The organism is Mycobacterium sp. UM_Kg27, assembly GCF_000972905.1.
Classification (GTDB): Bacteria; Actinomycetota; Actinomycetes; order Mycobacteriales; family Mycobacteriaceae; genus Mycobacterium.
On sequence record NZ_JRMM01000056.1, the window covers coordinates 1 to 24,593 of the forward strand.

Here is a 24,593-nt window from a genome sequence, read left to right on the forward strand (position 1 = left end):
GATGTGTATAAGAGACAGGCATCGCGCAGGCGTTGGCCCACGGTCTGGATCCGCCACTGCCAGCTGCCCGGCCCGGGATCGGCACACGCGGGCGCCAGCACGCGGTCGGCGACCGCACCCAGCAACTGCTGCTTGTTGGCGAAATGCCAGTACAGCGCGCTGGGGCTGACATTGAGCTCGCGCGCCAGCCGGCGCATCGACAGATCGGCGATGCCGTAGTCGTCCAGGATGGTGGTCGCCGCCGCGACCACGTCAGGTTTGTGCAGCTGCACCCCGCTAGCCTAACCTGAACACCGTTCAAGTTTTTGAGGGGAGCACGTGTGACCGACGACATCCTGGCGCTGGCGCGGGAGCAGGTACTGGAGCGCGGCGAGGCGTTGCGTCGGGATCAGGTTCTCGAAGTGCTGCAGCTACCCGACGATCGCCTCGATGAGCTGCTGGCGTTGGCCCACGAGGTGCGGATGCGCTGGTGTGGTCCGGAGATCGAGGTCGAGGGCATCATCAGCCTGAAAACCGGTGGCTGCCCCGAGGATTGCCACTTCTGCTCGCAGTCGGGACTGTTCTCCTCACCGGTGCGTAGCGCGTGGCTGGACATTCCCAGCCTGGTCGAGGCGGCCAAACAGACCGCCAAGACCGGCGCCACCGAGTTCTGCATCGTCGCCGCGGTACGCGGGCCCGACGAGCGGCTGCTCGCCCAGGTCGCCGCGGGCATCGAAGCCATCCGCAACGAGGTCGACATCCAGATCGCCTGTTCGCTGGGCATGCTGACCCAGGAGCAGGTGGACAAGCTGGCCGCCATGGGCGTGCACCGCTACAACCACAACCTGGAGACCGCCCGATCGCATTTCCCCAACGTCGTCACCACCCACACCTGGGAAGAGCGGTGGGAGACCCTGCGCATGGTGGCCGAGGCCGGCATGGAGGTCTGTTCCGGCGGCATCCTCGGCATGGGCGAGACGCTGGAGCAACGCGCGGAGTTCGCCGCCGATCTGGCTGAGCTCAACCCCGACGAAGTGCCGCTGAACTTCCTCAACCCACGCCCGGGCACTCCGTTCGGCGACCTGGAGGTGCTGCCGGCCGCCGACGCGCTGCGGGCCGTCGCGGCGTTCCGGCTGGCGCTGCCGCGCACCATGCTGCGCTTCGCGGGCGGCCGGGAGATCACGCTGGGCGACCTGGGCGCCAAGCAGGGCATCCTGGGCGGTATCAACGCCATCATCGTCGGCAACTACCTGACCACCCTGGGCCGGCCTGCCGAGACCGACCTGGAACTGCTCGACGACCTGCAGATGCCGATCAAGGCACTCAACGCCACCCTGTGATGGTTCGCGACCTGCCCGTTCCGGTGGCAGCCGGTGTCTACAACGTCTACACCGGCGTGCAGAGCGACGATCCCGCCGGGGCTTCGTTGCCGACCGCGGCCCAGTTGGGCCTGGAGCCGCCGCGGTTCTGTGCCTCCTGTGGGCGCCGGATGATGGTGCAGGTCCGCCCTGATGGCTGGTGGGCCAAGTGTTCGCGGCACGGTCTGGTGGATTCGGCCGACCTGGACACCCAGCGGTGACGACCCCCGGAGCGCCGCGGATCACGCGGAAACGGGCATACCTGACCATCGCCGCCGGACTGGCCGTCATCGGCCTGCCGATCGGCGCATTGTGGGCGTGGGTCGCCCCGCCCATCAACGGGGTGGTGGCACTGACCCGCGGCGGCGAGCGGGTGCAGGCCTACCTGGGCAACGAGGCCGAGAACTTCTTCATCGCGCCGTTCCTGCTGCTCGGGCTGTTGGGCGTAGTGGCAGTGGTGGCGGCCACCCTGGCCTGGCAGTGGCGGGCCCATCGGGGACCGGGCATGATCGCCGGCCTGGTGGGAGGCCTGGCTGCCGGGGCAGCGCTGGCGGTCCTGACCGGCACCGTCTTGGTGCAGCGCCGCTACGGCAGCATCGACGTGGATGCCGCGCCGGTGAGCCCCGACCACCGGGTGCACTACGTCGCCGAGGGGCCGCCGGTGTTCTTCGGGCACACGCCGCTGCAGATCGCGGCCTCCCTGCTGCTGCCTGCCGCCACTGCAGCATTGGTCTACGGCATGTGCGCCACGTGGAGCACCCGCGACGACTTGGGCGGCTATCCGCCGGAATCCGTGCGGCGACCGCAGCGGGCGGTCACAGCGGAAGGCGTCGCACCGCCCCGCCGGTGATGACCCGGCCCGCGACCACACCCAGGCGCAACAGCCCGAGATAGGTCTTGGGGTTCAGCAGCGCCGGCCAGGCACTGCTCACCGGCGCCTGCGGCAGCGGCCGGTTGGCGAACCGGTCGCGCAACCAGTCCAACACCATCGGTGCCGACAGTGGATGCAGTGTCACGTGCTCGCTGAGCAGATCGCGGTGGTAGGTGATCGGCACGCCGCCGGCCGCGTAGGTCTCGGCGAGCGCGTCGATGTCGTCGACGGAGATCACCTGGTCGTGGATGGCCTGCAGCATCAGCACCGGGACAGCCGGGACCGCGCCGCCCAGTCGGGTGTCGTCGAACACATGCTGGACGACGGGGTGTTCGATCAGCTGTTCCAGCGGCCGGTCGATGAAGGTGTCCAGGGCGCGATGGTGCAGGCGCAGCACCGCGGTCGCGGTGGTGACCAGCTCCAGGGAGTGCAGCAGTGCGCGGCCTTCGACGGTGGCGTGCTCCTCGATGACCTTGTCGAGGTCGGGATACACCCGGGCCAGCGCGGAGATCATGATGGCCGGCAGGCCGGACCAGAATGAGCCGTTGAGACGCTGCAGGGTGTTGCCGAGGTCGCCCACCGGTGAGCCCAGTGCGACGCCGACGATATTGAGGTCGGGGGCGTAGTCGCCGCAGACCTGAGCCGCCCATGCCGTGGACAGACCGCCGCCGGAGTAGCCCCAGAGGCCCACCTGGGCGTCGGCGGACAGTCCCAGCTGGTCGTGGCCCAGCGCGGCGCGCAGCCCGTCGAGCACGTAGTAGCCGGGTTCATACGGCGCCCCCCAGTGGCCGAAGCGGCCCTCGTGGTCGGGGATCGAGACCGCCCAGCCCTGCGACAGGATGGCTGCGATCAGCACGAATTCGAGTTGGGTGAAAGACCCGTGCGCCCGGGCGCGGCGGCGCAGCGCGAAGGACGGGAAGCAGCGGCCGTCCACCGCGTCGATCGCGCACTGGTACGACACGATCGGGCATGGCCGGGTCCGGTCCCGGTCGGAGGGCACCACCACGGTGGTCACCGACACCTGCGGGATGTTATTGCGGTCGACGGTGCGGTAGAGCAGTTGGGTGGCCTGCAGTTGCTGCGGGATCAGGCCCAAAAAGGCCAGCTCGACGTCGCGGGAGCGCAGGACCGTGCCGGCCACGGCGTGCTGGAAGCCTGCCGGCGGCGCATAGAACGGATCTTCGTCCACCGGCAGGGGGCGTTCGCCGGCCTGCAGCGGCTGGTGCGGGGCCTGCCCGATCCACTCGACAGATGTTTCGCGGGCCAGACTGTCGACATCCATCCCGGCATTCTTGCTTAAGAGGGCGTTAAGATTCCAGTCGACTCACCCGGGCGGGCGCAATGCGGCGAATTCGTCGGTGACGCGAAGTTCGGAGTCGGTGAACCGGTATCGGGCCGCCGGACGGCCCCCGCTACGCCCCGATCGGGCGGTGGTACCGGTGCGGGTGATCACCCCGCGGCGCACCAGCACCCGCTGCAGATTGGTGGCATCGACCTGGTAGCCCAACACCACGCTGTAGATGTCGCGCAGCGTGGACAAGATGAATTCCGTTGGCGCCAAGCCGAATCCGATGTTGGTATAGGACATCTTGGCGACCAGACGACTGTGTGCGTGCGCCACCATCGGTCCGTGGTCGAACGCCATGGCCGGCAAGGCGTCGACCGGATGCCAGTGGGTGTCGCTCGGCAGCTCCGGGTCCGCGGGGGAGGGCACCAAGCCCAGAAAGGTCGAGGCGATGGTGCGCACGCCGGGCACCCGGCGCGGGTCGGAAAACACAGCCAGCTGCTCAAGGTGGGCGATCTCACGTAGGTCGACCTTTTCAGCCAGCTGGCGTCGGGCCGACGCCGTGACATCCTCGTCATTGCGCAGCAGGCCACCGGGCAGTGACCAGCGCCCCGACTGCGGTTCGCGCGCGCGTTCCCACAGCAGCACATTGAGTCTGGGGCGGCGCTGATCAAGGCCGCCAACCTGGAAGACGACGGTGAGCACTTCGTGCGCGGTGCTAGTATGAACCATGTTTTCGATTGTAAGTCGAAAACCTGTTTTGAGAAGGAGTCACTCATGACCACCCTCACCGACAGCGGTGTGCGGGCAAGCAGCCTGGCCGACCGCATCGTGAACTCGCCGGCCGGCTACAGCGGTATCGAACCCGACGAGGAGTGGGTGGCCGAGGTTCTCCGGCTCAAGAAGGAACGCAACGCGACGATCCTCGCCCACAACTACCAACTGCCGGCGATCCAAGACATCGCCGACCACGTCGGGGACTCCCTGGCGCTGGCCCGGATCGCGGCCACCGCCGACGAGGACACCATCGTGTTCTGCGGTGTGCACTTCATGGCCGAGACGGCCAAGATCCTGTCCCCGGACAAGACGGTGCTGCTGCCCGACACCCGGGCGGGCTGTTCGCTGGCCGACTCGATCACCGCCGAGGAACTGCAGGCCTGGCGCGACGAATACCCGGACGCGGTCGTGGTGTCCTACGTGAACACCACCGCAGCGGTCAAGGCACTGACCGACTACTGCTGCACATCTTCGAACGCCGTCGATGTGGTCAACGCGATCGATCCGGACCGCGAGGTGCTGTTCCTTCCCGACCAGTTCCTGGGCCAGCACGTCAAGCGGGTCACCGGCCGCGACAACCTCCATATCTGGGCCGGCGAATGCCACGTGCACGCAGCCATCAACGGCGACGAGCTCGCGGAGAAGGCCCGGGCCAACCCCGACGCCGCACTGTTCGTGCACCCCGAGTGCGGCTGCGCGACGTCGTCGCTGTACCTGGTCGGCGAGGGCCATTTCCCCGAGGAGCAGGTCAAGATCCTGTCCACCGGCGGGATGCTCGAGGAGGCCGCGCGCACCGGGGCCCGCAAGGTGCTGGTTGCCACCGAGGTCGGCATGATCCACCAGCTGCGCAAGGCGGCGCCGCAGGTCGACTTCGAGGCCGTCAACCGCAAGGCGGCCTGCAAGTACATGAAGATGATCACCCCGGCGGCCCTGCTGCGCAGCCTGACCGAGGGCGCCGACGAGATCCATGTCGACCCCGAGACGGCGCGTCTGGCAGCCCGCAGCGTGCAGCGGATGATCTCTATCGGACACTCCGTCCCGGTCAGCAAGTGACCCCTGGTCCCAGCTGGCAGCAGCGGGCCGATGTCGTGGTCATCGGCACCGGTGTCGGCGGGCTGGCGGCGGCGCGAGCCGCGTACCGCGCCGGGCGTGAGGTGGTGGTACTCAGCAAGTCCGCCGCGGGCTCAGCCGCCACGGCGACGCACTACGCCCAGGGCGGGATCGCAGTGGTCCTGCCCGGCAATGACGACTCGGTGGCCGACCACGTCGCCGACACCCTGGCCGCCGGCGGCGGATTGTGCGACCGCGAGGCGGTGACCTCGATCGTGGCCGACGGTTATCGTGCGGTCTGTGACCTGGCCGGCTCGGGTGCGGTGTTCGACCAGGGCCGCGACGGCCACTGGGCGCTCACCCGCGAAGGCGGGCACTCCCGGCGCCGCATCATTCATGCCGGCGGCGACGCCACCGGCGCCGAGGTGCAGCGTGCGCTTGACCAGGCCGCCGCCGCACTTGATGTTCGCTGCGGTCAGGTGGTGTGTGAGATCCTGCGCGACGCCGACCGCGTCACCGGCGTGCTGGTGGCCAACGCCGACGGTATCGGCGTGATTCACACCCCGTCGGTGGTGCTGGCCACCGGCGGTCTGGGGCATCTGTACCGGGCGACCACCAATCCCGGTGGGGCGACCGGCGACGGGCTGGCCCTGGCGCTCTGGGCCGGTGTGGCGGTCAGCGACTTGGAATTCATCCAGTTCCACCCGACCATGCTGTTCTCGGGAGCCGCCAACGGCCGCGGCAGCGGCGGGCGCCGGCCGCTGATCACCGAAGCGGTGCGCGGTGAAGGCGCCAGGCTGATCGACGCCCGCGGCGCCTCGATCACCGACGGGGTGCACCCGATGGGGGATCTGGCCCCGCGCGACGTGGTGGCGGGAGCTATCGACGCGCGGCTGCGCGAAACCGGCGACGAGTGCGCGTATCTCGATGCGCGCGGGATCGACGGCTTCGCGCAACGCTTCCCGACCGTCACCGCGGCCTGCCGCGACGCCGGGATCGACCCGGTGCGTCAACCGATTCCGGTGGTTCCCGGCGCGCATTACAGCTGTGGTGGGGTGGTCACCGACGTCGCCGGCCGCACCGAGTTGCCCGGTCTGTTCGCCGCGGGCGAGGTGGCCCGAACCGGCATGCACGGCGCCAACCGGCTGGCGTCCAACAGCCTGCTGGAAGGTCTGGTGGTCGGTGACCGCGCGGGCGCTGCGGCCGCAGCTCACTCGGTATCAGTGGGTGGCTGCGACGCGGTGGTGGGCGAGCCCGCCCGGCACACGGCACTGGACCGGCAGACGCTGCAGGACGCGATGTCGCGCGACGCCTCGGTGGTCCGTGACGTGCATGGCCTCACCCGACTGCACGAGCTGCTGGGCGGCGCCGGTGCCCGCCAGGTCACCGACCGGGCCGGTGTCGAGGACGCCGCACTGACGTTGGCCGCCCGCGTCGTCACAGCGGCGGCGTCGGCGCGCGCCGAAAGCCGGGGCTGCCACCACCGGTCCGACTGCCCGGACCCCGATCCTGGTCAGGCCCGTAGTTCCACCATCCGGCTGCGCGACGGGTTTGTCGCGCTCGAGACACCCGCGGGGGTCGCATCGTGACGTTGTCCGAGACCGAACTCGACGAGGCGCGCCAGGTCATCGGCCGCGCGCTCGATGAGGACCTGCGTTACGGGCCCGATGTCACCACCGCCGCAACGGTTCCCGCCGGTGTGACGGCCGAAGCGGCCATGGTCACGCGGGCGCCCGGGGTGATCGCCGGGGTCGACCTGGCCCTCCTGGTGCTCGACGAGGTCCTCGGAGCCGACGGCTACCAGGTGTTGGACAAGGTGACCGACGGCAGCCGACTGCCGGCCGGCGCACCGGTACTGAGCCTCAAGGCCGACACTCGTGGCCTGCTGACCGCCGAACGCACCATGCTCAACCTGGTGTGCCACCTGTCCGGGATCGCAACGGCCACCGCGGCTTGGGTCGACGCCGTAGACGGCACGTCAGCGCGCATCCGCGACACCCGCAAGACGCTGCCCGGCCTGCGGCTGCTGCAGAAGTACGCGGTACGCGTCGGCGGCGGGGTAAATCACCGGATGGGCCTGGGCGATGCCGCGCTGATCAAGGACAACCATGTGGCCGCGGCGGGTTCGGTGGCCGCGGCGCTGCGGGCGGTGCGGGCGGCAGCGCCCGACGTGCCCTGCGAGGTCGAGGTCGATTCACTCGAGCAGTTCGACGAGGTGCTCGCCGAGGGGCCCGAGCTGGTGCTCCTGGACAACTTCGAGGTCTGGCAGACCCAGATGGCGGTGCAGCGACGCGACTCGCGCGCCCCCGGCGTACTGCTGGAGTCCTCGGGCGGGCTGACCCTCGACAGCGCGGGAGCCTACGCCGCCACCGGAGTCGACTACCTGGCCGTGGGAGCCCTCACCCATTCGGTGCGAGTGCTCGACATCGGCCTGGACATGTAAGTCAGGTGGCCCCGCTGCCGCTACCGCCATCCCCGTCTGCTCGGTTGTGCGGTTTCATCCGCGACGCGCCGCCCGCTGCGGATGAAACCGCACACTCGCGATCCCGGTGTGGCGATCAGGCGCCGGAGTCCGGGGCAATCAACTCCACGGTCGGGAAATAGCTGCGATACCGACGAGCATCCCGAGTTACCAGGCCGAGTCGGTCCACCGCCGCGTGCGCGCCGATGTAGAAATCTGGTAGCGGTGATCTCCGTGCGCCGCCCCGCGAGCGGTAGGCCAGAAACGCGCGCGCTGCGACGAATCCGGCCGGATAGGGCAGCGGAGCCCTGCGAAACAGGGCCTCGGGCAGAGCCTCGTCGAGTTCCTCGACCGTGTCGTAGTTGGCGGAGACCTCCGCGTAAACCAGGGGATTGATCAGCAACGGCACGGTCCGCGCCGCGGTGCTCAACGTCTCGGACGACCACCCGAACCACCGCGGATCCTCGGTGGCGACGTCGAGCAGCACGTTCGAGTCGACCAGGTAGCCGGCGGGGCGGCAGGGCTCAGTCACGGGTCAGGCGCAGCAACTCATCGGTCGACATCCTGCGATGGCCGGTTCCGCGGAGAACGGCAACCGCGTTGTCGCCTCGATCGGGTCGGCCGGATCGTCGCGGTGCGAGCGTCACCGTCCCGTCGTCATCGATGAAGTCGACCTCGGTATCGGGCAATAACCCGTACCGTTCCCGGATGTGCTGAGGAATAGTCACCTGGCCCTTGCTGGTGATTCGCATCTTACGATCCTACTCTTACTCGGCGCGGTAAGAATCAGGCGCGAGGCATCGGCGTGACCCGGTAAGACAGGACCGGGCGGCCGGATCCACGCATGGGCGCTGTGAATGACGACGGGTCCCCGTACCGCATGACTGCACTGACGGGTTCGGGGGTGCCTACTGGCGTCGCCCGCCCGCCTACCTGGATCCGACGGTGCAAGCCGACATGTCGCTCCTGGCGATGACGCCGGAAGCCCGGCACCGCGATCTCCTCGATCAGCGAGACCTGGACTCTCGGCTACCGCCCTGTCGTCGCTGACCTGCCGCCCGCCGACATCAGCTGATGTCAGTGACCAGCACCGCGACTTTGCGGTTCTGCAGCCGCACGGCCCACGGCAGGGACCCATCGGCCGTACCGGCTGGCAGGATCCGCGGGTTGGTCAGGTGCAGTTCACTGCGGAACAACCGCACGTCGGCCTCCCCGGCGGCCACCACGTTCTTAACCCAGTCGGCCATGCCGTGGCCCAACGCCACAGCCAGCAGGTCACCCTTGCGGTAGGTCGTCACCACCGTCTCGTAGGGATTGCCGGACTTACGGCCGCGGTGCTTGATTACCGACGTGCCGGGAAGGAACCGGGACAGCGGCTTGACCACCGGGTTCATGTATTTGATCTGCAGCCGGTCCAGCCACGGCGGGAACACCACCGGCAGCTTGGGCTCATCCCCGGCACTCTTGTCGCCAGCCATACGGACTCCGTTCCTCGTGGTGTTTCAGGTGATGTCTGCGACCAGTATCCCGACCCGCCGGGACCCCAACCGGGTGATCCACGGCAGGCCGCTGGTGTCGCCGCCGACCGGCACGATCCGCGGGTTGGTGACGCGAACGTCGCGCCGGAACAGGTGTACGTCGGCCTCCCCGGCGGCCAGCACGTTCCTGACCCAGTCGGCTTTGCCGTGGCCGAGCATGATAGCCAGCCGCGGGCCCTTGCAGAAGGCGCGTACGACGGTGCGGTACGGGTTGCCGGACTTTCGGCCCCGATGGTCGATCACCGCGAAGGTAGGGAGGTGGAATCGTTTGACAACGGGGCTTTCGATGGTGCGCTGCAGGTAGTCCAGCCAGTCCGGAAAGATGTAGGGGACCCCGGGAACGCTCTTGGGGTGGTCCCTGGTGGGCATACCGTGCTCCGTTCTCGAAGTTCACAGCTCGATTTCCCACCCTAGCCGGGTTCGACCGGACCGGCGTTGAAGCGGCGCGCAGGACGGCTTTCGGGGTCGGCCGAGCTTGGCGATAATCACTTGAGCCCCTCTGGGACAATGGACGGCGTGAACACCGGCCTGATGGCACGCATCGACCTGCGCGGCACCGAACAGTCGGACCTATCGAAGGCCCAGCTGCGCGCCACCCTGCCGCGGGGCGGTGTGGATGTGGAGGCGGTGCTGCCGCGGGTGCGCCCGATCGTCGAGGCGATCGCCGAACGTGGCGCCGCCGCAGCATTGGAGTTCGGCGAATCATTCGACCGGGTGCGACCGGACACGATCCGGGTGCCGGCGGCGGCACTGGAGCGTGCGCTGGCCGAATTGGACCCCGCCGTACGCGCCGCCCTGGAAGTCGCGATCAGCCGCGCCCGGGCGGTGCACTCCGATCAGCGGCGCACCGACACCACCACCACGCTGGCCCCGGGCGCCACCGTCACCGAGCGCTGGCTTCCGGTCGAGCGGGTGGGCCTGTACGTACCCGGCGGCAACGCGGTCTACCCGTCCAGCGTGGTGATGAACGTCGTCCCGGCCCAGATCGCCGGTGTCGAGTCTCTGGTGATCGCCAGCCCGCCCCAGGCTGCCTTTGCCGGTCTGCCGCATCCCACGATCCTGGCCGCCGCCCGGTTGCTCGGTGTGAACGAGGTGTGGGCGGTCGGCGGTGCGCAGGCGGTGGCATTGCTGGCCTACGGCGGTACTGACACCGACGGGGGTGAACTGGCGCCGGTCGACATGGTCACCGGCCCCGGCAATATCTACGTCACCGCGGCCAAGCGGCTGTGTCGCTCGCAGGTGGGCATCGATGCGGAGGCCGGACCCACCGAGATCGCGATACTCGCGGACAACACCGCGCACCCGGCGCACCTGGCCGCGGACCTGATCAGTCAGGCCGAGCACGATGAGATGGCCGCCAGCGTGCTGGTCACCACCAGCCCCGAGTTGGCCGATGCCACGGACCGCGAGGTGACTGCCCAGCTGCAGACCACAGTGCACCGCGAGCGGGTGACCACGGCACTGTCTGGACCGCAGTCGGCGATCGTTCTGGTCGACGATTTGGACGCCGGAATCCGGGTGGTGAACGCCTACGCTGCCGAGCACCTTGAGATCCAGACCGCCGATGCCGCGGCAGTGGCAACCCGAATCCGTTCCGCCGGTGCGATTTTCGTCGGCCCGTACGCACCGGTCAGCCTCGGTGACTACTGCGCCGGTTCCAACCACGTGCTGCCCACCGCGGGCAGTGCGCGGCACTCCAGTGGACTGTCGGTACAGACGTTCCTGCGCGGCATCCACGTCGTCGACTACACCGAAGCTGCGCTCAAAGATGTCAGTGGGCACGTGATCGCGCTGGCCACGGCCGAAGATCTCCCCGCACACGGCGAGGCGGTTCGACGGAGGTTCGAGCAGTGAGCGCTACACCGTCCCGTCCGGGCGCGCAGATCAGCCTGGCGGATCTGCCGCTGCGCGACGACCTGCGCGGCAAGTCGCCCTATGGTGCGCCGCAACTGGAGGTTCCGGTGCGGCTCAACACCAACGAGAACCCGCACCCGCCGAGCGCGGCGCTCATCGACGACGTGGCGCGCTCGGTGCGGGAGGCGGCTGTGGAGCTGCACCGCTATCCCGATCGCGATGCGGTGGCGCTGCGCACCGACCTGGCCGCCTATCTGACCACCCAGACCGGCGTCGAGGTGGGGCCGGACAATGTGTGGGCAGCCAACGGCTCCAACGAGATCCTGCAGCAGTTGCTGCAGGCGTTCGGCGGACCGGGCCGCAGCGCGATCGGCTTCGTGCCGTCGTACTCGATGCACCCGATCATCTCCGACGGGACCCAGACGCGGTGGCTGGCCGCCAACCGGACCACCGACTTCGGGCTGGACGTCGATGTGGCCCGCGCCGCTATCGCCGAGCACCACCCCGACGTGGTGTTCGTCGCGTCGCCCAACAACCCGTCCGGACAGAGCATTCCGCTCGAGGATCTACAGGACCTGCTCGAAGCCTCGCCCGGGATCGTGATCGTCGACGAGGCCTACGGCGAGTTCTCGTCGCAGCCCAGCGCGATCGCGCTGATCGATGACTACCCGGCGAAGCTGATCGTCAGCCGCACGATGAGTAAGGCGTTCGCGTTCGCAGGTGGCCGGCTGGGCTACCTGGTCGCGGCTCCGGCGGTGATCGATGCGATGTTGCTGGTTCGCCTTCCGTATCATCTGTCGGTGGTCACCCAGGCAGCCGCCCGCGCCGCACTCCGTCACGCCGACGACACCCTGGGTAGCGTCGCGCAGTTGATCGCCGAACGCGACCGCGTCTCAGCCGAGTTGTCCGCCATGGGGTTTCGGGTCATTCCCAGCGACGCCAACTTCGTGCTGTTCGGCCAGTTCGCCGACGCGCCCGCGACCTGGCAGCGTTACCTGGATGCCGGCATCCTCATCCGCGATGTCGGCATCCCCGGCTACCTGCGGGCTACCACCGGGCTTCCGGAGGAGAACGACGCACTGCTCGCCGCCAGCAAACAGCTTGCGGCCACCGAACTCGCCCAACCGTCATTAGGAGCATCATGACCCGCCGCGCCCGGGTGCAACGCGCCACCCGCGAATCCGACATCACGGTCGAACTCGACCTGGACGGCACCGGCATCGTTGACATCGAGACCGGCGTGCCGTTCTTCGATCACATGCTGACCGCACTGGGCAGTCACGCCAGCTTCGATCTGACGGTGCGCGCCCGCGGCGACGTCGAGATCGAGGCCCACCACACCGTCGAGGACACCGCGATCGTGCTCGGACAGGCGCTGGGCGAGGCGCTGGGCGACAAGAAGGGCATTCGCCGATTCGGCGACGCGTTCATCCCGATGGACGAAACGCTGGCCCACGCCGCTGTCGACGTGTCGGGCCGACCGTACTGCGTGCACACCGGGGAACCGGATCACCTGGCGCACACCACGATTGCTGGAACGCAGGCGCCCTACCACACCGTGATCAACCGGCACGTGTTTGAGACGCTGGCGTCGAACGCACGCATCGCGCTGCACGTGCGGGTGCTCTACGGGCGCGATCCGCACCACATCACCGAGGCCCAGTACAAGGCGGTCGCGCGTGCGCTGCGCCAGGCCGTGGAGCCCGACCCTCGCGTGACCGGCGTGCCGTCCACCAAGGGAGCCCTGTGAGTAGCTCTCCCAGGGTGGTGATCCTGGACTACGGTTCGGGGAATCTGCGCTCCGCCCAGCGGGCCCTGCAACGGGTCGGCGCCCAGGTCGAGGTGACCGCCGACGCCGACGCCGCCACCGACGCCGACGGCCTGCTGGTGCCGGGCGTCGGGGCGTACGCGGCGTGCATGACCGGGCTTCGCAAGGTCAACGGCGACAAGATCATCGCCGAACGAGTGCAGGCCGGCCGGCCGGTACTCGGCGTGTGCGTCGGGATGCAGATCCTGTTCGCACACGGAGTCGAGTTCGGGGTGGATACCGCCGGCTGCGGCCAGTGGCCGGGCGCGGTCACCCGGCTCGATGCCCCGGTGATCCCACACATGGGCTGGAACGTCGTGGACTCCGCGGCCGGCAGCACCCTGTTCGCCGGTCTGGACGCCGACACCCGGTTCTACTTCGTGCACTCCTACGCCGCGCAACGGTGGGAGGGGCGTCCAGAGGCTTTGGTGACCTGGGCGACTCATCAGGTACCGTTCGTGGCGGCTGTCGAGGATGGGCCATTGGCCGCCACCCAGTTTCACCCCGAAAAGAGTGGGGATGCCGGGGCGACACTGTTGAGCAACTGGGTGGAGGCACTGTGAGTACTGCTGTGAACAAGGCGCTGGTTCTGCTGCCGGCCGTCGACGTGGTCGATGGCCGTGCGGTTCGTCTGGTGCAGGGCAAGGCCGGCAGTGAGACCGAGTACGGTTCGGCGCTGGACGCCGCGCTGGGCTGGCAGCGCGACGGCGCGGAATGGATCCACCTGGTCGATCTGGATGCCGCTTTCGGGCGCGGATCGAACCGTGAGCTGCTTGCCGATGTCGTTGGGCGCCTTGATGTGAAGGTCGAATTGTCCGGCGGCATCCGCGACGACGACACGCTGGCGGCGGCGCTGGCCACCGGCTGCGCCCGGGTGAATTTGGGCACAGCGGCCCTGGAGAACCCGCAGTGGTGCGCGCGAGCGATCGCTGAGCACGGCGAGAAGGTCGCGGTCGGGTTGGACGTGCAGATCGACCCCGATCACCCCGACGGCATCCACCGGCTGCGGGGCCGCGGTTGGGAGACCGACGGCGGTGACCTGTGGCCGGTGCTGGAACGTCTTGACCGCGAAGGTTGTTCGCGCTACGTGGTCACCGATGTGACCAAGGACGGCACGCTGGGCGGCCCGAACCTGGAGCTGCTCGGCGCGGTCACTGACCGCACCGACGCCCCGGTGATCGCCTCCGGGGGAGTGTCGAGCCTGGATGACCTCCGGGCGATCGCCACGCTGGTCGGCCGCGGCGTCGAGGGCGCCATCGTCGGCAAGGCGCTCTACGCGGGTCGCTTCACTCTGCCCGAGGCGCTGTCCACGGTGCAGGAGTAGGCCGACATGGCGCTGGACACCGCGGATCTGGGCGCGCTGGTCGCAGCGGCGTCGCGGATCCTCGATGTCGCCGCCGAGCCTTTCCTCGCCGGCCACCGGGCCGACTCTGCGGTCCGCAAGGGCGCCAACGACTTCGCCACCGAGGTCGACCTGGCCTTGGAACGGCAGATCACCGAAGCGCTGGTGGCCGAGACCGGAATCGGGGTGCACGGCGAGGAGTTCGGTGGGCCCCCGATCGATTCGCCGCTGGTGTGGGTGCTCGATCCCATCGACGGGACGTTCAACTACGCCGCCGGATCGCCGATGTCGGCGGTCCTGCTGGGGCTGCTGCGCGACGGTGAGCCGGTCGCGGGGCTGACCTGGCTGCCCTTCGCCGACCAGCGCTACACCGCGGTCGCCGGTGGCCCGCTGATTCGCAACGGGGTGGCGCAGCCGCCACTGAAAACCGTTGACTTGGCCGACTCGTTGGTCGGCATCGGCACCTTCAACGTCGAGTGGCGCGGCCGGTTCCCCGGCCGCTACCGACTTGCGGTGCTCGAAGGCCTGACCCGGGTGACCTCGCGGACCCGAATGCACGGCGCCACCGGAATCGACTTGGCCTATGTCGCCGACGGGACCCTCGGCGGGGCGATCAGTTTCGGCGACCACATCTGGGACCACGCTGCCGGTGTGGCCATGGTGCGGGCGGCCGGCGGCATCGTCACCGACCTGGCCGGCGCAGCGTGGACGGCCCGCTCGGATTCGGCACTGGTCGCCGCGCCCGGGGTACACGATCAGATCCTCGAGATCCTCAGGCGAGTCGGCGCACCGGGGGACTACTGAGATGGATAAGCCCAGCGGTTCAGCGAGGCTCGACGCAGGAGAGGCGAAGCTGGGACCGATGCATAGGCACAGTGATGTAGCGGTACGGGTCATTCCGTGTCTGGACGTCGACGGCGGCCGCGTCGTCAAGGGCGTCAATTTCGCCAACCTGCGCGATGCCGGCGACCCGGTCGAGCTGGCCGCGGCCTATGACGCCGAGGGAGCCGACGAGCTGACCTTCCTCGATGTGACGGCGTCGTCGTCGGGCCGGGCGACCATGCTCGAGGTCGTCGCACGCACCGCCGATCAGGTGTTCATCCCACTGACCGTCGGCGGCGGAGTACGCACGGTCGCCGACGTCGACGTGTTGCTGCGCGCCGGCGCGGACAAGGTATCGGTGAACACCGCCGCGATCGCGCGCCCGGAACTGTTGGCGGAGCTGTCCCGCCAGTTCGGTTCCCAGTGCATCGTGTTGTCGGTCGACGCCCGTACCGTCCCGGCCGGTTCGCCGCCCACCGCTTCCGGATGGGAGGTCACCACCCACGGTGGCCGGCAGGGCACCGGTATCGACGCGGTCGAGTGGGCGATTCGCGGTGTGGAGCTCGGCGTGGGGGAGATCCTGCTGAACTCGATGGATGCCGACGGAACCAAAGCCGGATTCGATCTGTCGATGCTGCGCGCGGTTCGGGCCGCGGTGAACGTACCGGTGATCGCCAGCGGGGGAGCCGGTGCGGCAGAGCATTTCGCCCCGGCGGTGGGTGCTGGTGCCGATGCGGTCCTGGCCGCCAGCGTCTTTCATTTCCGGGAACTCACCATCGGCCAGGTCAAGGCCGCAATGGCGGCAGAGGGGATCACGGTGCGATGAGTCCGATGTCCCTGGATCCGGCGATCGCGGCGCGACTCAAGCGCAACGCCGACGGGCTGATCGCAGCAGTGGTGCAAGAGCGCGGCAGCGGCGACGTCCTGATGGTCGCCTGGATGGACGACGAGGCGTTGGCCCGCACCCTGGCGACCCGTGAGGCGACGTATTTTTCGCGTTCCCGCAATGAGCAGTGGATCAAGGGCGCGACGTCAGGCCACACCCAGTACGTGCATGCGGTGCGACTGGACTGCGACGGTGACACGTTGCTGCTGACCGTCGATCAAACCGGTGGTGCCTGCCATACCGGTGATCACAGCTGTTTTGACGCGGACGTGTTACTCGGTCCCGCAGATTGATTCGCGCATAGCTGCGTAGCGGTATGCTGGCCGATTGTGAACTCCGACGAGCCTGATGACTGGTACCAGTTGGAGCACGAGCCGCGTCCCAGGGGTTTGGAGTTGGAGCGGCTGTCGCTCCAGATCGACTCGCACTATGCGCAGGGCACCGTTAGCGACATCGAGGCACACATGCCGCGCGACGGATCGCGGATAGTCGCGCTGACAAACCAGCTCAGTGAATCGCAGGCGCACCTGGAGTCCGCGTCGGCGAAGTTCAATGAGTTGGCCTCGGCGATTCCGGGCGACATTGTCGATCTAAGTGATCGGCTGTCCGGCATCCTCAACGGAGCGGTTGCAGAAGCAGACGACATCCGCGCGGAGGCGCAGCACTTCGCGGACGAACTGCGCGCCGCGGCCGAGAACGAAGCCGCGGCGATTCTCGCAGACGCCGAGGCGCAGCGCCGGGAGGCGGCTGAGTTGCGGGCCGAGTTGGAAACCCAGCACAAGCAGCTACGCGCGCAAGCCGCTCACCTGCGGCGACAGGCCGTTCTCAGTGCCGCCGAGATCATGAAGGAAGCCGAGAGCCACGCCTCGGCGATCTTGACCGAGATGAATCAGGCGATCACCAGCCACGTCGCCGACGCCCAACGGCGCTTGGCCGAACTCATCGACGCGCGCGCGAAAATCGTCGGCCAGATAGAGCGCACAACGGGTCAAGTTAATCGCGCGAATCAAGTTAACGCAGAAACTCACGTGAATGCTTCTCTTCAGGCTGATCGCGAATCTGCTTTGTCCGGCCGAGAAACTTGGTTTCGCGAAAATCGCCCGCACTGAACCACTGCGCTGCCATTTGAATCATTGGTGACACCTCCGCGCCTGTCTGCTACGATTCCCCGCGCGGCAGCTATCGTGCAATAGCCGACTTGCTTTCATTAGCAATTACGTTCGGCCAGAAGCCGGGTAGCGCCCGGCAGACGACCAGGTCTTGTCGGGAGAAGGGGTCAGTCGCGGATGCTGGATATTCCTGAATTCGAAACTCAGCTTCGCGGGTTCGATCGCAATGAGGTCGCTGATTACCTTGGTCGGCTTCACCATAGAGTTGAAATTCTGCGCGACCGCACTAAATCCCTGGACTCGGCCAGGGGGCACGCTCGATCCGACTGCGAACGGCTTTCCGCCGAGATCGCGCGGCTGCAGAATGACCTCGCGCAGCGGACTGCCGAGGCCGAGGCAAAGCGTCGGGAACTCATTGCGGAAATGACGCAGCTGCACAGCCAGTTCGAACAGATCACGGCACCGGTCGACACCGTCGAGGGGATGTCGGATCGCATCGCCCGGATGATGCGTATCGCCTCAGAGGAAGCCCGGCGCACCAAGGAACTGGCCCACCAGGAGGCGGAATCGCTGAGCGGGGACCTGCGCAAGCAGCTGATCGCCGCCAGAGCCGACCGGGCGGCCGCCGCCGCGGAACTGGCCGAATTGCAGGCCTCGGCCAACATGCGCCGGACGAAGATCTTGGAGATCGCGACGGCACAAGCCCAGGAGATTCTGCGGCTGGCGCATGAGGAGCGCGACCGCATCGCCGAGGAGACTGAAGAAGCCGAGCGCACCCGCCGTGCGGTGTACCAGCGCCTGGCCGAGGAGGAAGAACGCCACCGCCTGGCAGCGCACGAAACGCTCGACGAGCAATTGAAGCTGGCCTGGGAGGAAGACGAGCGTCACCGCGCTGAGGCGCAGCGTCGGCTGGACCAGAATTTGCGGGCGGCCTGGGAACAGACCGAGGCCGCTATCGCCAAGCTCGAAACGGAGGCGCAGTGGGAGGCTGCGACACTGGTCGCCGCCGCGCAGCACGAAGTCAAGGTGATCAGTGAACGCGCTCAAGCGGAAGTGGATCAGCTGAAGCAGGAGCGCACCGAACTCGTCGGCGACCTGAAGCTGATCAAGAACTGGATCAATACCCGTTAGGGGACCCCACACGGTCGCCGGAACTGGAGTCAACCGCCAATCCCTCAGGACGGCAAATGAGTCCTGATTTCGCGAAGATCGTCCGCGCTTAAGGGGCTTTTCCCCACTGCAAGGCCGGTGACACGCACTTGTGGGTCTGATACGCTCCGTCGCGTGGGGACTGGAGCCAGCATGCCCATTTGGCCTCCCGCACAAGCCAACTCGGTTGAACGCTGGTTGCCCATCGACCCGCAGACCGAACCTGTCAGGTGCTTAGGAGTACGCCGGTGGCACTAGAGATTCCCGAATTCGAAACGCAGATGCGCGGTTTCGATCGCAACGAGGTCTCCGACTACATCGCACGTCTGCACCACGAGATCGATATTCTGCAGGACCGCAGCAAATCCCTGGAAGCAACGAAGTCGCAGACGCTGATCGACCGCGAACAGCTCGTCGCTGAGGTCACCCGGCTGCAGAGCGACGTGGTCCGGATGACCGCCGAGGCAGATTCGGAACGACAACGTCTCACCGCCGAACTGGCCCAACTGCGATCGCAGTTCGAGCAGGTCACCGGTCCGGTGGACTCCGTCGAGGGCATGTCCGACCGCATTGCGCGGATGATGCGCATCGCCTCCGAGGAGGCGCGACGCACCAAGGAACTGGCCCGCCAGGACGCCGAGGCGCTGACCGCGGAACTGCGCGAGCAGTTGGAAGCCGCCAAACACGATCGGGCCGCCGCCAGTGAGGCGCTCTCGGAGTTCCAGGCGTCCACCAACGCCCGCCGGACCAAGATCCTCGAGGCCGCGACCCAGGAAGCCGAGCAGATCCTGCAGATCGCGCACGAGGAGCGCAGCCGTATCGCCCGGGAGATCGAAGAGGCCGAACGCAGCCGCCGCGAGTTGTACCAGCGCCTGGCCGAAGAGGACGAACGCAACCGCCGGGCCGCCCAGGAATCCCTGGACGAGCAGATCAAACTGGCCTGGGAAGAGGACGAGCGCAACCGCCGAGAGGCCCAACACCGCCTGGACCAGAAGATGAAGGCGGCGTGGGAACAGGCCGAGGCCAATATCGCCAAGCTCGACAAAGAGGCCCGGCTGGAGGCGTCCTCCTTGATCGCCGGCACCAAGCGCGAAGCCAAGGTGCTCACCGACCGCACACAGGCCGAAGTGGAACTGCTGAAGCGCGAGCGGGCCGGAATCGTCACCCACCTCAGCGAGATCAGAAACTGGATCGACACCACCGTCGGAGAGAACCGCCACGTGCCCGATCTGCCCGAAGCGCCCGCCGCTGAGATCGCGGACGCGCCCGAAGCAGAGCAGGACGCCGACTAGGGCAGTCAGCCGACTCGTTGGTGCCCGGTGCTACCGCCCGCTAGGCTGACGAGCGCGCCCGCAGCACCTCCAGCGCCTTGTCGGCGTGGGTGTCCATGGAGAATTCGCTGGCGATCACATCCAGCACCGTGCGGTCTGTGTCGATGACGAACGTGGTGCGCTTGACCGGGATGAGCTTGCCCAGCAAGCCGCGCTTGACGCCGAACTGTTGTGCCACCGTGCCTTCGGTGTCGGACAGCAGCGGGTAGTCGAAGCCCTGCTGGTCGGCGAATTTGGCCTGCTTGGCCACCTCGTCGGCGCTGATCCCCACCCGGGTGGCCCCGACCGCGGCGAACTCGCCGGCCAGGTCGCGGAAGTGGCAGGCTTCCTTGGTGCACCCCGGCGTCATGGCGGCCGGATAGAAGAACAGCACCACCGGCCCACCGGCCAGCAGGTCGCTGAGTTTGCACGGCGCCCCGGTCTGGTCGGGGAGCTCGAAGTCGGCCACGGTGTCACCGGTTTTCATGGCGGTCACGCTACTCCGGGTGCGGGTGCGGCGGCGACGGTAGTGGTGAGCGGGCGATGCGGTTGCGCCGGCCCGTCCCCGGCGAGCCGAAGGTGCCCCCAGCGATCGCCAGTGCTGGTTCTGGCGACCCGCCGATGTCTGGGAAGATGGGCGCGTGCAAACCACGAGCACTGCTAAGGCCGGCGTCACATCCCGGGCGGACTTCCGGGCGCTGGCGGCTGAGCACCGCGTGGTCCCGGTGACCCGCAAGGTGCTGGCCGACGCCGAGACACCGCTGTCGGCATACCGCAAGCTGGCCGCCAACCGCCCCGGCACTTTCCTGCTGGAGTCGGCCGAGAACGGCCGGTCGTGGTCGCGGTGGTCGTTCATCGGCGCCGGGACGACGTCGGCGTTGACGGTGCGCGACGGCGCAGCGGTGTGGCTGGGGGCTGCACCGCAGGATGCACCCACCGGCGGGGATCCGTTGCAGGCCCTGCGTCAGACACTGACGCTGCTGGAGACGGCCGCCATCCCCGGGCTGCCGCCGTTGTCAAGCGGCCTGGTGGGTTTCTTCACCTACGACCTGGTGCGTCGCCTGGAGCGGCTGCCCGAACTGGCCGTCGACGACTTGCAGCTGCCCGACATGCTGCTGCTGCTGGCCACCGACATGGCCGCCGTCGACCACCACGAGGGCACCATCACCCTGATCGCCAACGCGGTCAACTGGAACGGCACCGACGAGCGCGTCGATGAGGCCTACGACGACGCGCTCGCCCGCCTCGACGTGATGGCCGCGGCGCTGAGCCAGCCGCTGGAATCCAGCGTCGCCACCTTCGACCGGCCCGACCCGGTCTACCGCGGTCAGCGCACCGCCGAGGAGTACGGGGCGATCGTTGAGCGGCTGGTCGGCGAGATCGAGGCCGGCGAGGCGTTCCAGGTGGTTCCCTCGCAGCGTTTCGAGATGACCACGCCGGCGGACCCCCTCGATGTCTACCGGATGCTGCGGGTGTCCAATCCGAGCCCGTACATGTACCTGCTGCAGGTGCCCGACGACGACGGGGGACTGGCCTTCTCGATCGTGGGTTCCAGCCCGGAAGCGCTGGTGACCGTCCAGGACGGCCGCGCGACCACCCACCCGATCGCCGGAACCCGGTGGCGGGGGGCGACCGAGGATGAAGACCAGCTGCTGGCCAAGGACCTGTTGAACGACGAGAAGGAGCTCGCCGAGCACCTGATGCTGGTCGATCTGGGCCGTAACGACCTGGGCCGGGTGTGTGTTCCGGGAACCGTGCGGGTCTCCGACTACAGCCACATCGAGCGCTACAGCCACGTCATGCACCTGGTGTCCACCGTCACCGGAGAGCTCGCCGTCGACCGGACCGCGCTGGACGCCGTGACCGCGTGCTTCCCGGCGGGCACCTTGTCCGGGGCACCCAAGGTGCGCGCGATGGAGCTGATCGAGGAGGTCGAGAAGACCCGGCGCGGCCTCTACGGCGGCGTCGTCGGCTATCTGGACTTCGCCGGCAACGCCGACTTCGCGATCGCGATCCGCACGGCGTTGATGCGGAGCGGCACCGCCTACGTCCAGGCGGGCGGCGGAGTGGTCGCCGACTCCAACGGGCCCTACGAATACACCGAGGCATCCAACAAGGCTCGGGCCGTGCTGGCCGCCATCGCCGCCGCCGAGACACTGGCAGCGCCCTGGACCGATGGCTGACGGTCGCGAACGCAACGACACTCGCGCGCTGCGCGGGGCACAACTGCTGCTGGTGGCGGCCGCCGGAGTTCTCTGGGGCGCCGCACGGCTGCCGTGGGTCCTGATCCGCTCGTTCGACGGACTCGGGCAGCCCAAGCAGATCACCCTCACCGGCGCGTCCTGGTCGACAGCGCTGCTGCCTCTGGCGCTGCTGTGCCTGGCCGCCGCCGTCGCGGCGATGGCGGTGCGCGGGTGGCAGCTGCGGGTGCTGGCGGTGGTGCTGGCTGCGGTGAGTCTGGCGTGCGGTTATCTGGCCGCCAGCATGTGGGCGGCCCGCGACGTCACCCTGCGGGCCCTGGACATCGCCGAGATTCCGCTGACCTCACTGCTGGGCACCGAGCGCCGTCTGAGCGGGGCCGCGTTGAGCATGGTCGCCGCCGTGGGTGTCCTGGCTGCGGCGGTGCTGCTGATGCGCGTCGCCGCACACAGCGCCGGCCGGGTGACCAAGTACTCGGCACCTGCGGAGCGGCGCGCGGCGGCACGTGACGTCGCGGCGGGCGAGCGCGCCGACCCGGGTGGCCCGCAGCTCTCGGAACGCATGATGTGGGACGCCCTCGACGAGGGCCGTGACCCCACCGGGGATGCAGATGATGGGGCGCCGGACCCCGACGGCTAGGTGTTCTTGACGGGCCGGTGACACCGCGGACAGCGACGGTCGTTACCCTTCATAAAGGTCTTCGACGAAAGTCCACTGGACGCGGGAGAGGAAGCGGCAGTCATGAGTTCGGCATCCGTTCTCGACTCCATCATCGAGGGAGTCTGCGCCGACCTTGCCGCCCGAGAGGCCCTCGTCCCGCTCGCGGAAGTCAAGGCAGCGGCCGAGGCCATGCCAGCGCCACGGGACGTGATGGCAGCGCTGCGTGAGCCCGGCATCGCGGTCATCGCCGAGGTGAAGCGCGCCAGTCCGTCCAAAGGCCAACTGGCGCCCATCGCCGACCCGGCAGAGCTGGCCGGCTCCTACGCCGACGGCGGGGCCCGCGCGATCAGCGTGCTGACCGAGCAGCGCCGGTTCAACGGCTCGCTGGCCGACCTGGACGCGGTACGTGCCGCGGTGTCGGTTCCGGTGCTGCGCAAGGACTTCATCGTGCGGCCGTACCAGATTCACGAGGCCCGCGCCCACGGCGCAGACATGCTGCTGCTGATCGTGGCGGCGCTTGAACAACAGGCATTGGAATCCCTGCTGGACCGCACCGAGTCGCTCGGCATGACCGCACTGGTCGAGGTGCATACCGAAGAAGAGGCCGACCGCGCATTGACCGCCGGCGCCAAGGTGATCGGTGTCAATGCGCGTGATCTGACCACGCTGGAGGTCGACCGCGACTGTTTCGCGCGGATCGCGCCCGGACTGCCCACCGAGGTGGTCAAGATCGCCGAGTCCGGGGTGCGGGGCACCGCGGACCTGCTGGCCTACGCCGGTGCCGGTGCGGACGCTGTCCTGGTCGGCGAGGGACTCGTCACCAGTGGCGACCCGCGGGCGGCCGTTGCCGATTTGGTCAGTGCGGGTAAGCATCCGTCCTGCCCGAAGCCGGCTCGCTAAATGTCAGACACCACGCACCCGATTATTCCGCGTGCCAGCGCCGGAGTGGCTGAGCCGTCCGCACATGATCCCGATGCCCGCGGGCATTTCGGCGTCTATGGGGGCCGCTACGTCGCCGAAGCGCTGATGGCCGTCATCGAAGAGGTCACCGCCGCCTACGACAAGGTGCGCAACGACCCGGAGTTTTTGAACACCCTCGACGACCTGCAGACGCACTACACCGGCCGACCCTCACCGCTGTATGAGGCCGAGCGTCTGACCGCACACGCCGGCGGGGCCCGCATCTTCTTGAAGCGAGAGGACCTGAACCACACCGGTTCTCACAAGATCAACAACGTGCTCGGCCAGGCACTGCTGGCCCGACACATGGGCAAGACCCGGGTGATCGCCGAGACCGGCGCCGGTCAGCACGGGGTCGCCACGGCCACCGCCTGCGCGTTGCTCGGCCTGGAATGCGTGATCTACATGGGTGCCGTCGACACTCGCCGACAGGCGCTCAACGTGGCACGGATGCGACTGCTGGGCGCCGAGGTGGTCTCCGTCGAATCCGGTTCGCAGACCCTCAAGGACGCCATCAACGAGGCCTTCCGGGACTGGGTCACCAACGCCGACCGCACCTACTACTGTTTCGGCACCGCGGCCGGGCCGCACCCGTTCCCCACCATGGTGCGCGACTTCCAGCGGATCGTCGGCCTGGAGACGCGAGTTCAGATCCAGCAGATGGCGGGCCGACTGCCTGACGCCGTGGTGGCGTGTGTGGGCGGCGGGTCGAACGCCATCGGCATCTTCCACGCGTTCCTCGACGATCCCGCGGTCCGGCTGATCGGATTCGAGGCCGGCGGCGACGGCGTCGACACCGGCCGGCACGCCGCGACATTCGCCGGCGGAACCCCGGGCGCCTTCCAGGGATCGTTCTCCTACCTGTTGCAGGACGACGACGGTCAGACCATCGAGTCGCACTCGATCTCGGCCGGGCTGGACTACCCGGGGGTGGGCCCCGAGCACGCCTGGCTGCGTGAAACCGGACGCGCCGAGTATCGCCCGATCACCGATGCCGAAGCAATGGACGCGTTCGGAATCCTTTGCCGCACTGAAGGAATCATCCCGGCAATCGAGTCAGCACATGCGGTGGCCGGTGCGCTCAAGCTGGCGACCGAGCTGGGGCCCGAAAAGGTCATCGTGGTCAACGTGTCCGGCCGTGGCGACAAGGACGTGGAACTGTCTCTTATACACATC

The 24,593-nt window shown here is 68.3% G+C and carries 29 protein-coding genes; 21 read left to right on the plus strand and 8 right to left on the minus strand.

Translation table 11 applies throughout. The annotated features are described in order from the left end of the window. On the minus strand, positions 1 to 272 hold a 272-nt coding region (locus LI94_RS10830), incomplete at its 3' end, for a helix-turn-helix domain-containing protein (RefSeq protein ID WP_046301199.1). Positions 273 to 320: 48 nt separating this feature from the next. On the opposite strand from LI94_RS10830, the gene bioB reads away from it, so the two are divergent. From bioB to LI94_RS10845, 3 genes are read left to right on the plus strand one after another with little or no spacing between them, the layout of a single operon-like run. Next, a complete protein-coding gene (gene bioB, locus LI94_RS10835) occupies positions 321 to 1,319 on the plus strand; it encodes a biotin synthase BioB (protein ID WP_024443119.1) in 999 nt (332 codons plus the stop codon). Further along, the gene (locus LI94_RS10840; RefSeq protein WP_024443118.1) at positions 1,319 to 1,558 is read left to right on the plus strand and encodes a hypothetical protein; all 240 of its coding nucleotides are present in this window, start codon (positions 1,319 to 1,321) and stop codon (positions 1,556 to 1,558) included. Before bioB ends, LI94_RS10840 begins: the two co-directional genes overlap by 1 nt. After that, positions 1,555 to 2,187, plus strand: a complete 633-nt coding sequence (locus tag LI94_RS10845) for a DUF2567 domain-containing protein (protein ID WP_024443117.1) — start codon at positions 1,555 to 1,557, stop codon at positions 2,185 to 2,187. Before LI94_RS10840 ends, LI94_RS10845 begins: the two co-directional genes overlap by 4 nt. On the opposite strand, the gene LI94_RS10850 is transcribed toward LI94_RS10845, so the two are convergent. Together LI94_RS10850 and LI94_RS10855 are read right to left on the minus strand one after the other, a co-directional pair. Further along, positions 2,153 to 3,490 carry a lipase family protein gene (locus LI94_RS10850; RefSeq protein ID WP_024443116.1) on the minus strand — a complete coding sequence of 446 codons (1,338 nt, stop codon included), beginning with the start codon at positions 3,488 to 3,490 and terminating at the stop codon, positions 2,153 to 2,155. The genes LI94_RS10845 and LI94_RS10850 overlap by 35 nt on opposite strands. Positions 3,491 to 3,532: 42 nt before the next feature. After that, positions 3,533 to 4,225, minus strand: coding sequence for an NUDIX domain-containing protein (locus LI94_RS10855; RefSeq protein ID WP_024443115.1), 693 nt, complete (start codon positions 4,223 to 4,225; stop codon positions 3,533 to 3,535). A 45-nt stretch (positions 4,226 to 4,270) separates the two neighbouring features. On the opposite strand from LI94_RS10855, the gene nadA reads away from it, so the two are divergent. Genes nadA through nadC form a run of 3 tightly spaced genes read left to right on the plus strand, consistent with a single transcriptional unit; the run spans position 4,271 to position 7,763 of the window. Continuing rightward, positions 4,271 to 5,323 (plus strand): quinolinate synthase NadA, encoded by a 1,053-nt coding sequence (nadA, locus tag LI94_RS10860; protein ID WP_024443114.1) that lies wholly within the window; start codon positions 4,271 to 4,273, stop codon positions 5,321 to 5,323. Then, entirely contained in the window at positions 5,320 to 6,909 is a 1,590-nt protein-coding gene (locus LI94_RS10865) for an L-aspartate oxidase (protein ID WP_046301188.1), read from the plus strand. Before nadA ends, LI94_RS10865 begins: the two co-directional genes overlap by 4 nt. After that, positions 6,906 to 7,763 (plus strand): carboxylating nicotinate-nucleotide diphosphorylase, encoded by an 858-nt coding sequence (gene nadC / locus LI94_RS10870; protein WP_024443112.1) that lies wholly within the window; start codon positions 6,906 to 6,908, stop codon positions 7,761 to 7,763. Before LI94_RS10865 ends, nadC begins: the two co-directional genes overlap by 4 nt. Positions 7,764 to 7,878: 115 nt before the next feature. Here the strand turns inward: nadC and LI94_RS10875 are convergent, their stop codons facing one another. The 4 genes from LI94_RS10875 to LI94_RS10890 form a co-directional block, all read right to left on the minus strand. Beyond that, positions 7,879 to 8,313 carry a type II toxin-antitoxin system VapC family toxin gene (locus LI94_RS10875; protein ID WP_046301189.1) on the minus strand — a complete coding sequence of 145 codons (435 nt, stop codon included), beginning with the start codon at positions 8,311 to 8,313 and terminating at the stop codon, positions 7,879 to 7,881. Then, entirely contained in the window at positions 8,306 to 8,533 is a 228-nt protein-coding gene (locus tag LI94_RS10880; protein WP_024443110.1) for an AbrB/MazE/SpoVT family DNA-binding domain-containing protein, read from the minus strand. The genes LI94_RS10875 and LI94_RS10880 overlap by 8 nt, the downstream gene beginning before the upstream one ends. 315 nt (positions 8,534 to 8,848) lie before the next feature. After that, the gene (locus tag LI94_RS10885; RefSeq protein ID WP_024443109.1) at positions 8,849 to 9,259 is read right to left on the minus strand and encodes a nitroreductase family deazaflavin-dependent oxidoreductase; all 411 of its coding nucleotides are present in this window, start codon (positions 9,257 to 9,259) and stop codon (positions 8,849 to 8,851) included. 24 nt (positions 9,260 to 9,283) lie between these two features. Further along, positions 9,284 to 9,688, minus strand: a complete 405-nt coding sequence (locus LI94_RS10890) for a nitroreductase family deazaflavin-dependent oxidoreductase (protein WP_024443108.1) — start codon at positions 9,686 to 9,688, stop codon at positions 9,284 to 9,286. 159 nt (positions 9,689 to 9,847) lie between these two features. On the opposite strand from LI94_RS10890, the gene hisD reads away from it, so the two are divergent. The 11 genes from hisD (at position 9,848) to LI94_RS10945 (ending at position 19,580) form a co-directional block, all read left to right on the plus strand. Further along, a complete protein-coding gene (hisD, locus tag LI94_RS10895; protein ID WP_192830953.1) occupies positions 9,848 to 11,173 on the plus strand; it encodes a histidinol dehydrogenase in 1,326 nt (441 codons plus the stop codon). A gap of 29 nt (positions 11,174 to 11,202) precedes the next feature. Then, positions 11,203 to 12,318 carry a histidinol-phosphate transaminase gene (locus tag LI94_RS10900; protein WP_192830954.1) on the plus strand — a complete coding sequence of 372 codons (1,116 nt, stop codon included), beginning with the start codon at positions 11,203 to 11,205 and terminating at the stop codon, positions 12,316 to 12,318. Next, positions 12,315 to 12,923, plus strand: coding sequence for an imidazoleglycerol-phosphate dehydratase HisB (gene hisB, locus LI94_RS10905; RefSeq protein ID WP_046301192.1), 609 nt, complete (start codon positions 12,315 to 12,317; stop codon positions 12,921 to 12,923). Before LI94_RS10900 ends, hisB begins: the two co-directional genes overlap by 4 nt. Next, on the plus strand, positions 12,920 to 13,543 hold the full coding sequence (hisH, locus tag LI94_RS10910; RefSeq protein WP_024443104.1) for an imidazole glycerol phosphate synthase subunit HisH: 624 nt from the start codon (positions 12,920 to 12,922) through the stop codon (positions 13,541 to 13,543). The genes hisB and hisH overlap by 4 nt, the downstream gene beginning before the upstream one ends. 20 nt (positions 13,544 to 13,563) lie before the next feature. Beyond that, positions 13,564 to 14,304 carry a bifunctional 1-(5-phosphoribosyl)-5-((5-phosphoribosylamino)methylideneamino)imidazole-4-carboxamide isomerase/phosphoribosylanthranilate isomerase PriA gene (gene priA / locus LI94_RS10915; protein ID WP_024443103.1) on the plus strand — a complete coding sequence of 247 codons (741 nt, stop codon included), beginning with the start codon at positions 13,564 to 13,566 and terminating at the stop codon, positions 14,302 to 14,304. Positions 14,305 to 14,310: 6 nt separating this feature from the next. Next, a complete protein-coding gene (locus LI94_RS10920; protein ID WP_046301193.1) occupies positions 14,311 to 15,126 on the plus strand; it encodes an inositol monophosphatase family protein in 816 nt (271 codons plus the stop codon). Positions 15,127 to 15,184: 58 nt separating this feature from the next. Continuing rightward, a complete protein-coding gene (gene hisF / locus LI94_RS10925) occupies positions 15,185 to 15,970 on the plus strand; it encodes an imidazole glycerol phosphate synthase subunit HisF (RefSeq protein WP_024443101.1) in 786 nt (261 codons plus the stop codon). Between the two features lie 5 nt (positions 15,971 to 15,975). Then, positions 15,976 to 16,323 (plus strand): phosphoribosyl-AMP cyclohydrolase, encoded by a 348-nt coding sequence (gene hisI / locus LI94_RS10930; protein WP_046301194.1) that lies wholly within the window; start codon positions 15,976 to 15,978, stop codon positions 16,321 to 16,323. Positions 16,324 to 16,359: 36 nt separating this feature from the next. Then, a complete protein-coding gene (locus LI94_RS10935) occupies positions 16,360 to 17,139 on the plus strand; it encodes a hypothetical protein (protein ID WP_024443099.1) in 780 nt (259 codons plus the stop codon). Between the two features lie 177 nt (positions 17,140 to 17,316). After that, positions 17,317 to 18,270 carry a hypothetical protein gene (locus LI94_RS10940; RefSeq protein ID WP_046301195.1) on the plus strand — a complete coding sequence of 318 codons (954 nt, stop codon included), beginning with the start codon at positions 17,317 to 17,319 and terminating at the stop codon, positions 18,268 to 18,270. Positions 18,271 to 18,536: 266 nt separating this feature from the next. Next, a complete protein-coding gene (locus tag LI94_RS10945; RefSeq protein WP_024443097.1) occupies positions 18,537 to 19,580 on the plus strand; it encodes a hypothetical protein in 1,044 nt (347 codons plus the stop codon). Positions 19,581 to 19,620: 40 nt separating this feature from the next. Here the strand turns inward: LI94_RS10945 and LI94_RS10950 are convergent, their stop codons facing one another. Beyond that, positions 19,621 to 20,085: a peroxiredoxin gene (locus LI94_RS10950; RefSeq protein ID WP_024443096.1), complete on the minus strand. Its 465-nt coding sequence runs from the start codon at positions 20,083 to 20,085 to the stop codon at positions 19,621 to 19,623. Positions 20,086 to 20,239: 154 nt separating this feature from the next. Between LI94_RS10950 and LI94_RS10955 the strand changes: the two genes are divergently transcribed. From LI94_RS10955 to trpB, 4 genes are all read left to right on the plus strand, one after another. Further along, positions 20,240 to 21,781 (plus strand): anthranilate synthase component I, encoded by a 1,542-nt coding sequence (locus tag LI94_RS10955; RefSeq protein ID WP_046301196.1) that lies wholly within the window; start codon positions 20,240 to 20,242, stop codon positions 21,779 to 21,781. After that, positions 21,774 to 22,436, plus strand: a complete 663-nt coding sequence (locus tag LI94_RS10960; RefSeq protein ID WP_046301197.1) for a TIGR02234 family membrane protein — start codon at positions 21,774 to 21,776, stop codon at positions 22,434 to 22,436. Before LI94_RS10955 ends, LI94_RS10960 begins: the two co-directional genes overlap by 8 nt. Before the next feature lie 102 nt (positions 22,437 to 22,538). Then, the gene (gene trpC / locus LI94_RS10965; RefSeq protein WP_024443093.1) at positions 22,539 to 23,357 is read left to right on the plus strand and encodes an indole-3-glycerol phosphate synthase TrpC; all 819 of its coding nucleotides are present in this window, start codon (positions 22,539 to 22,541) and stop codon (positions 23,355 to 23,357) included. Next, positions 23,358 to 24,593: tryptophan synthase subunit beta (gene trpB / locus LI94_RS10970; RefSeq protein ID WP_046301198.1), on the plus strand; the 1,236-nt coding region annotated here is incomplete at its 3' end.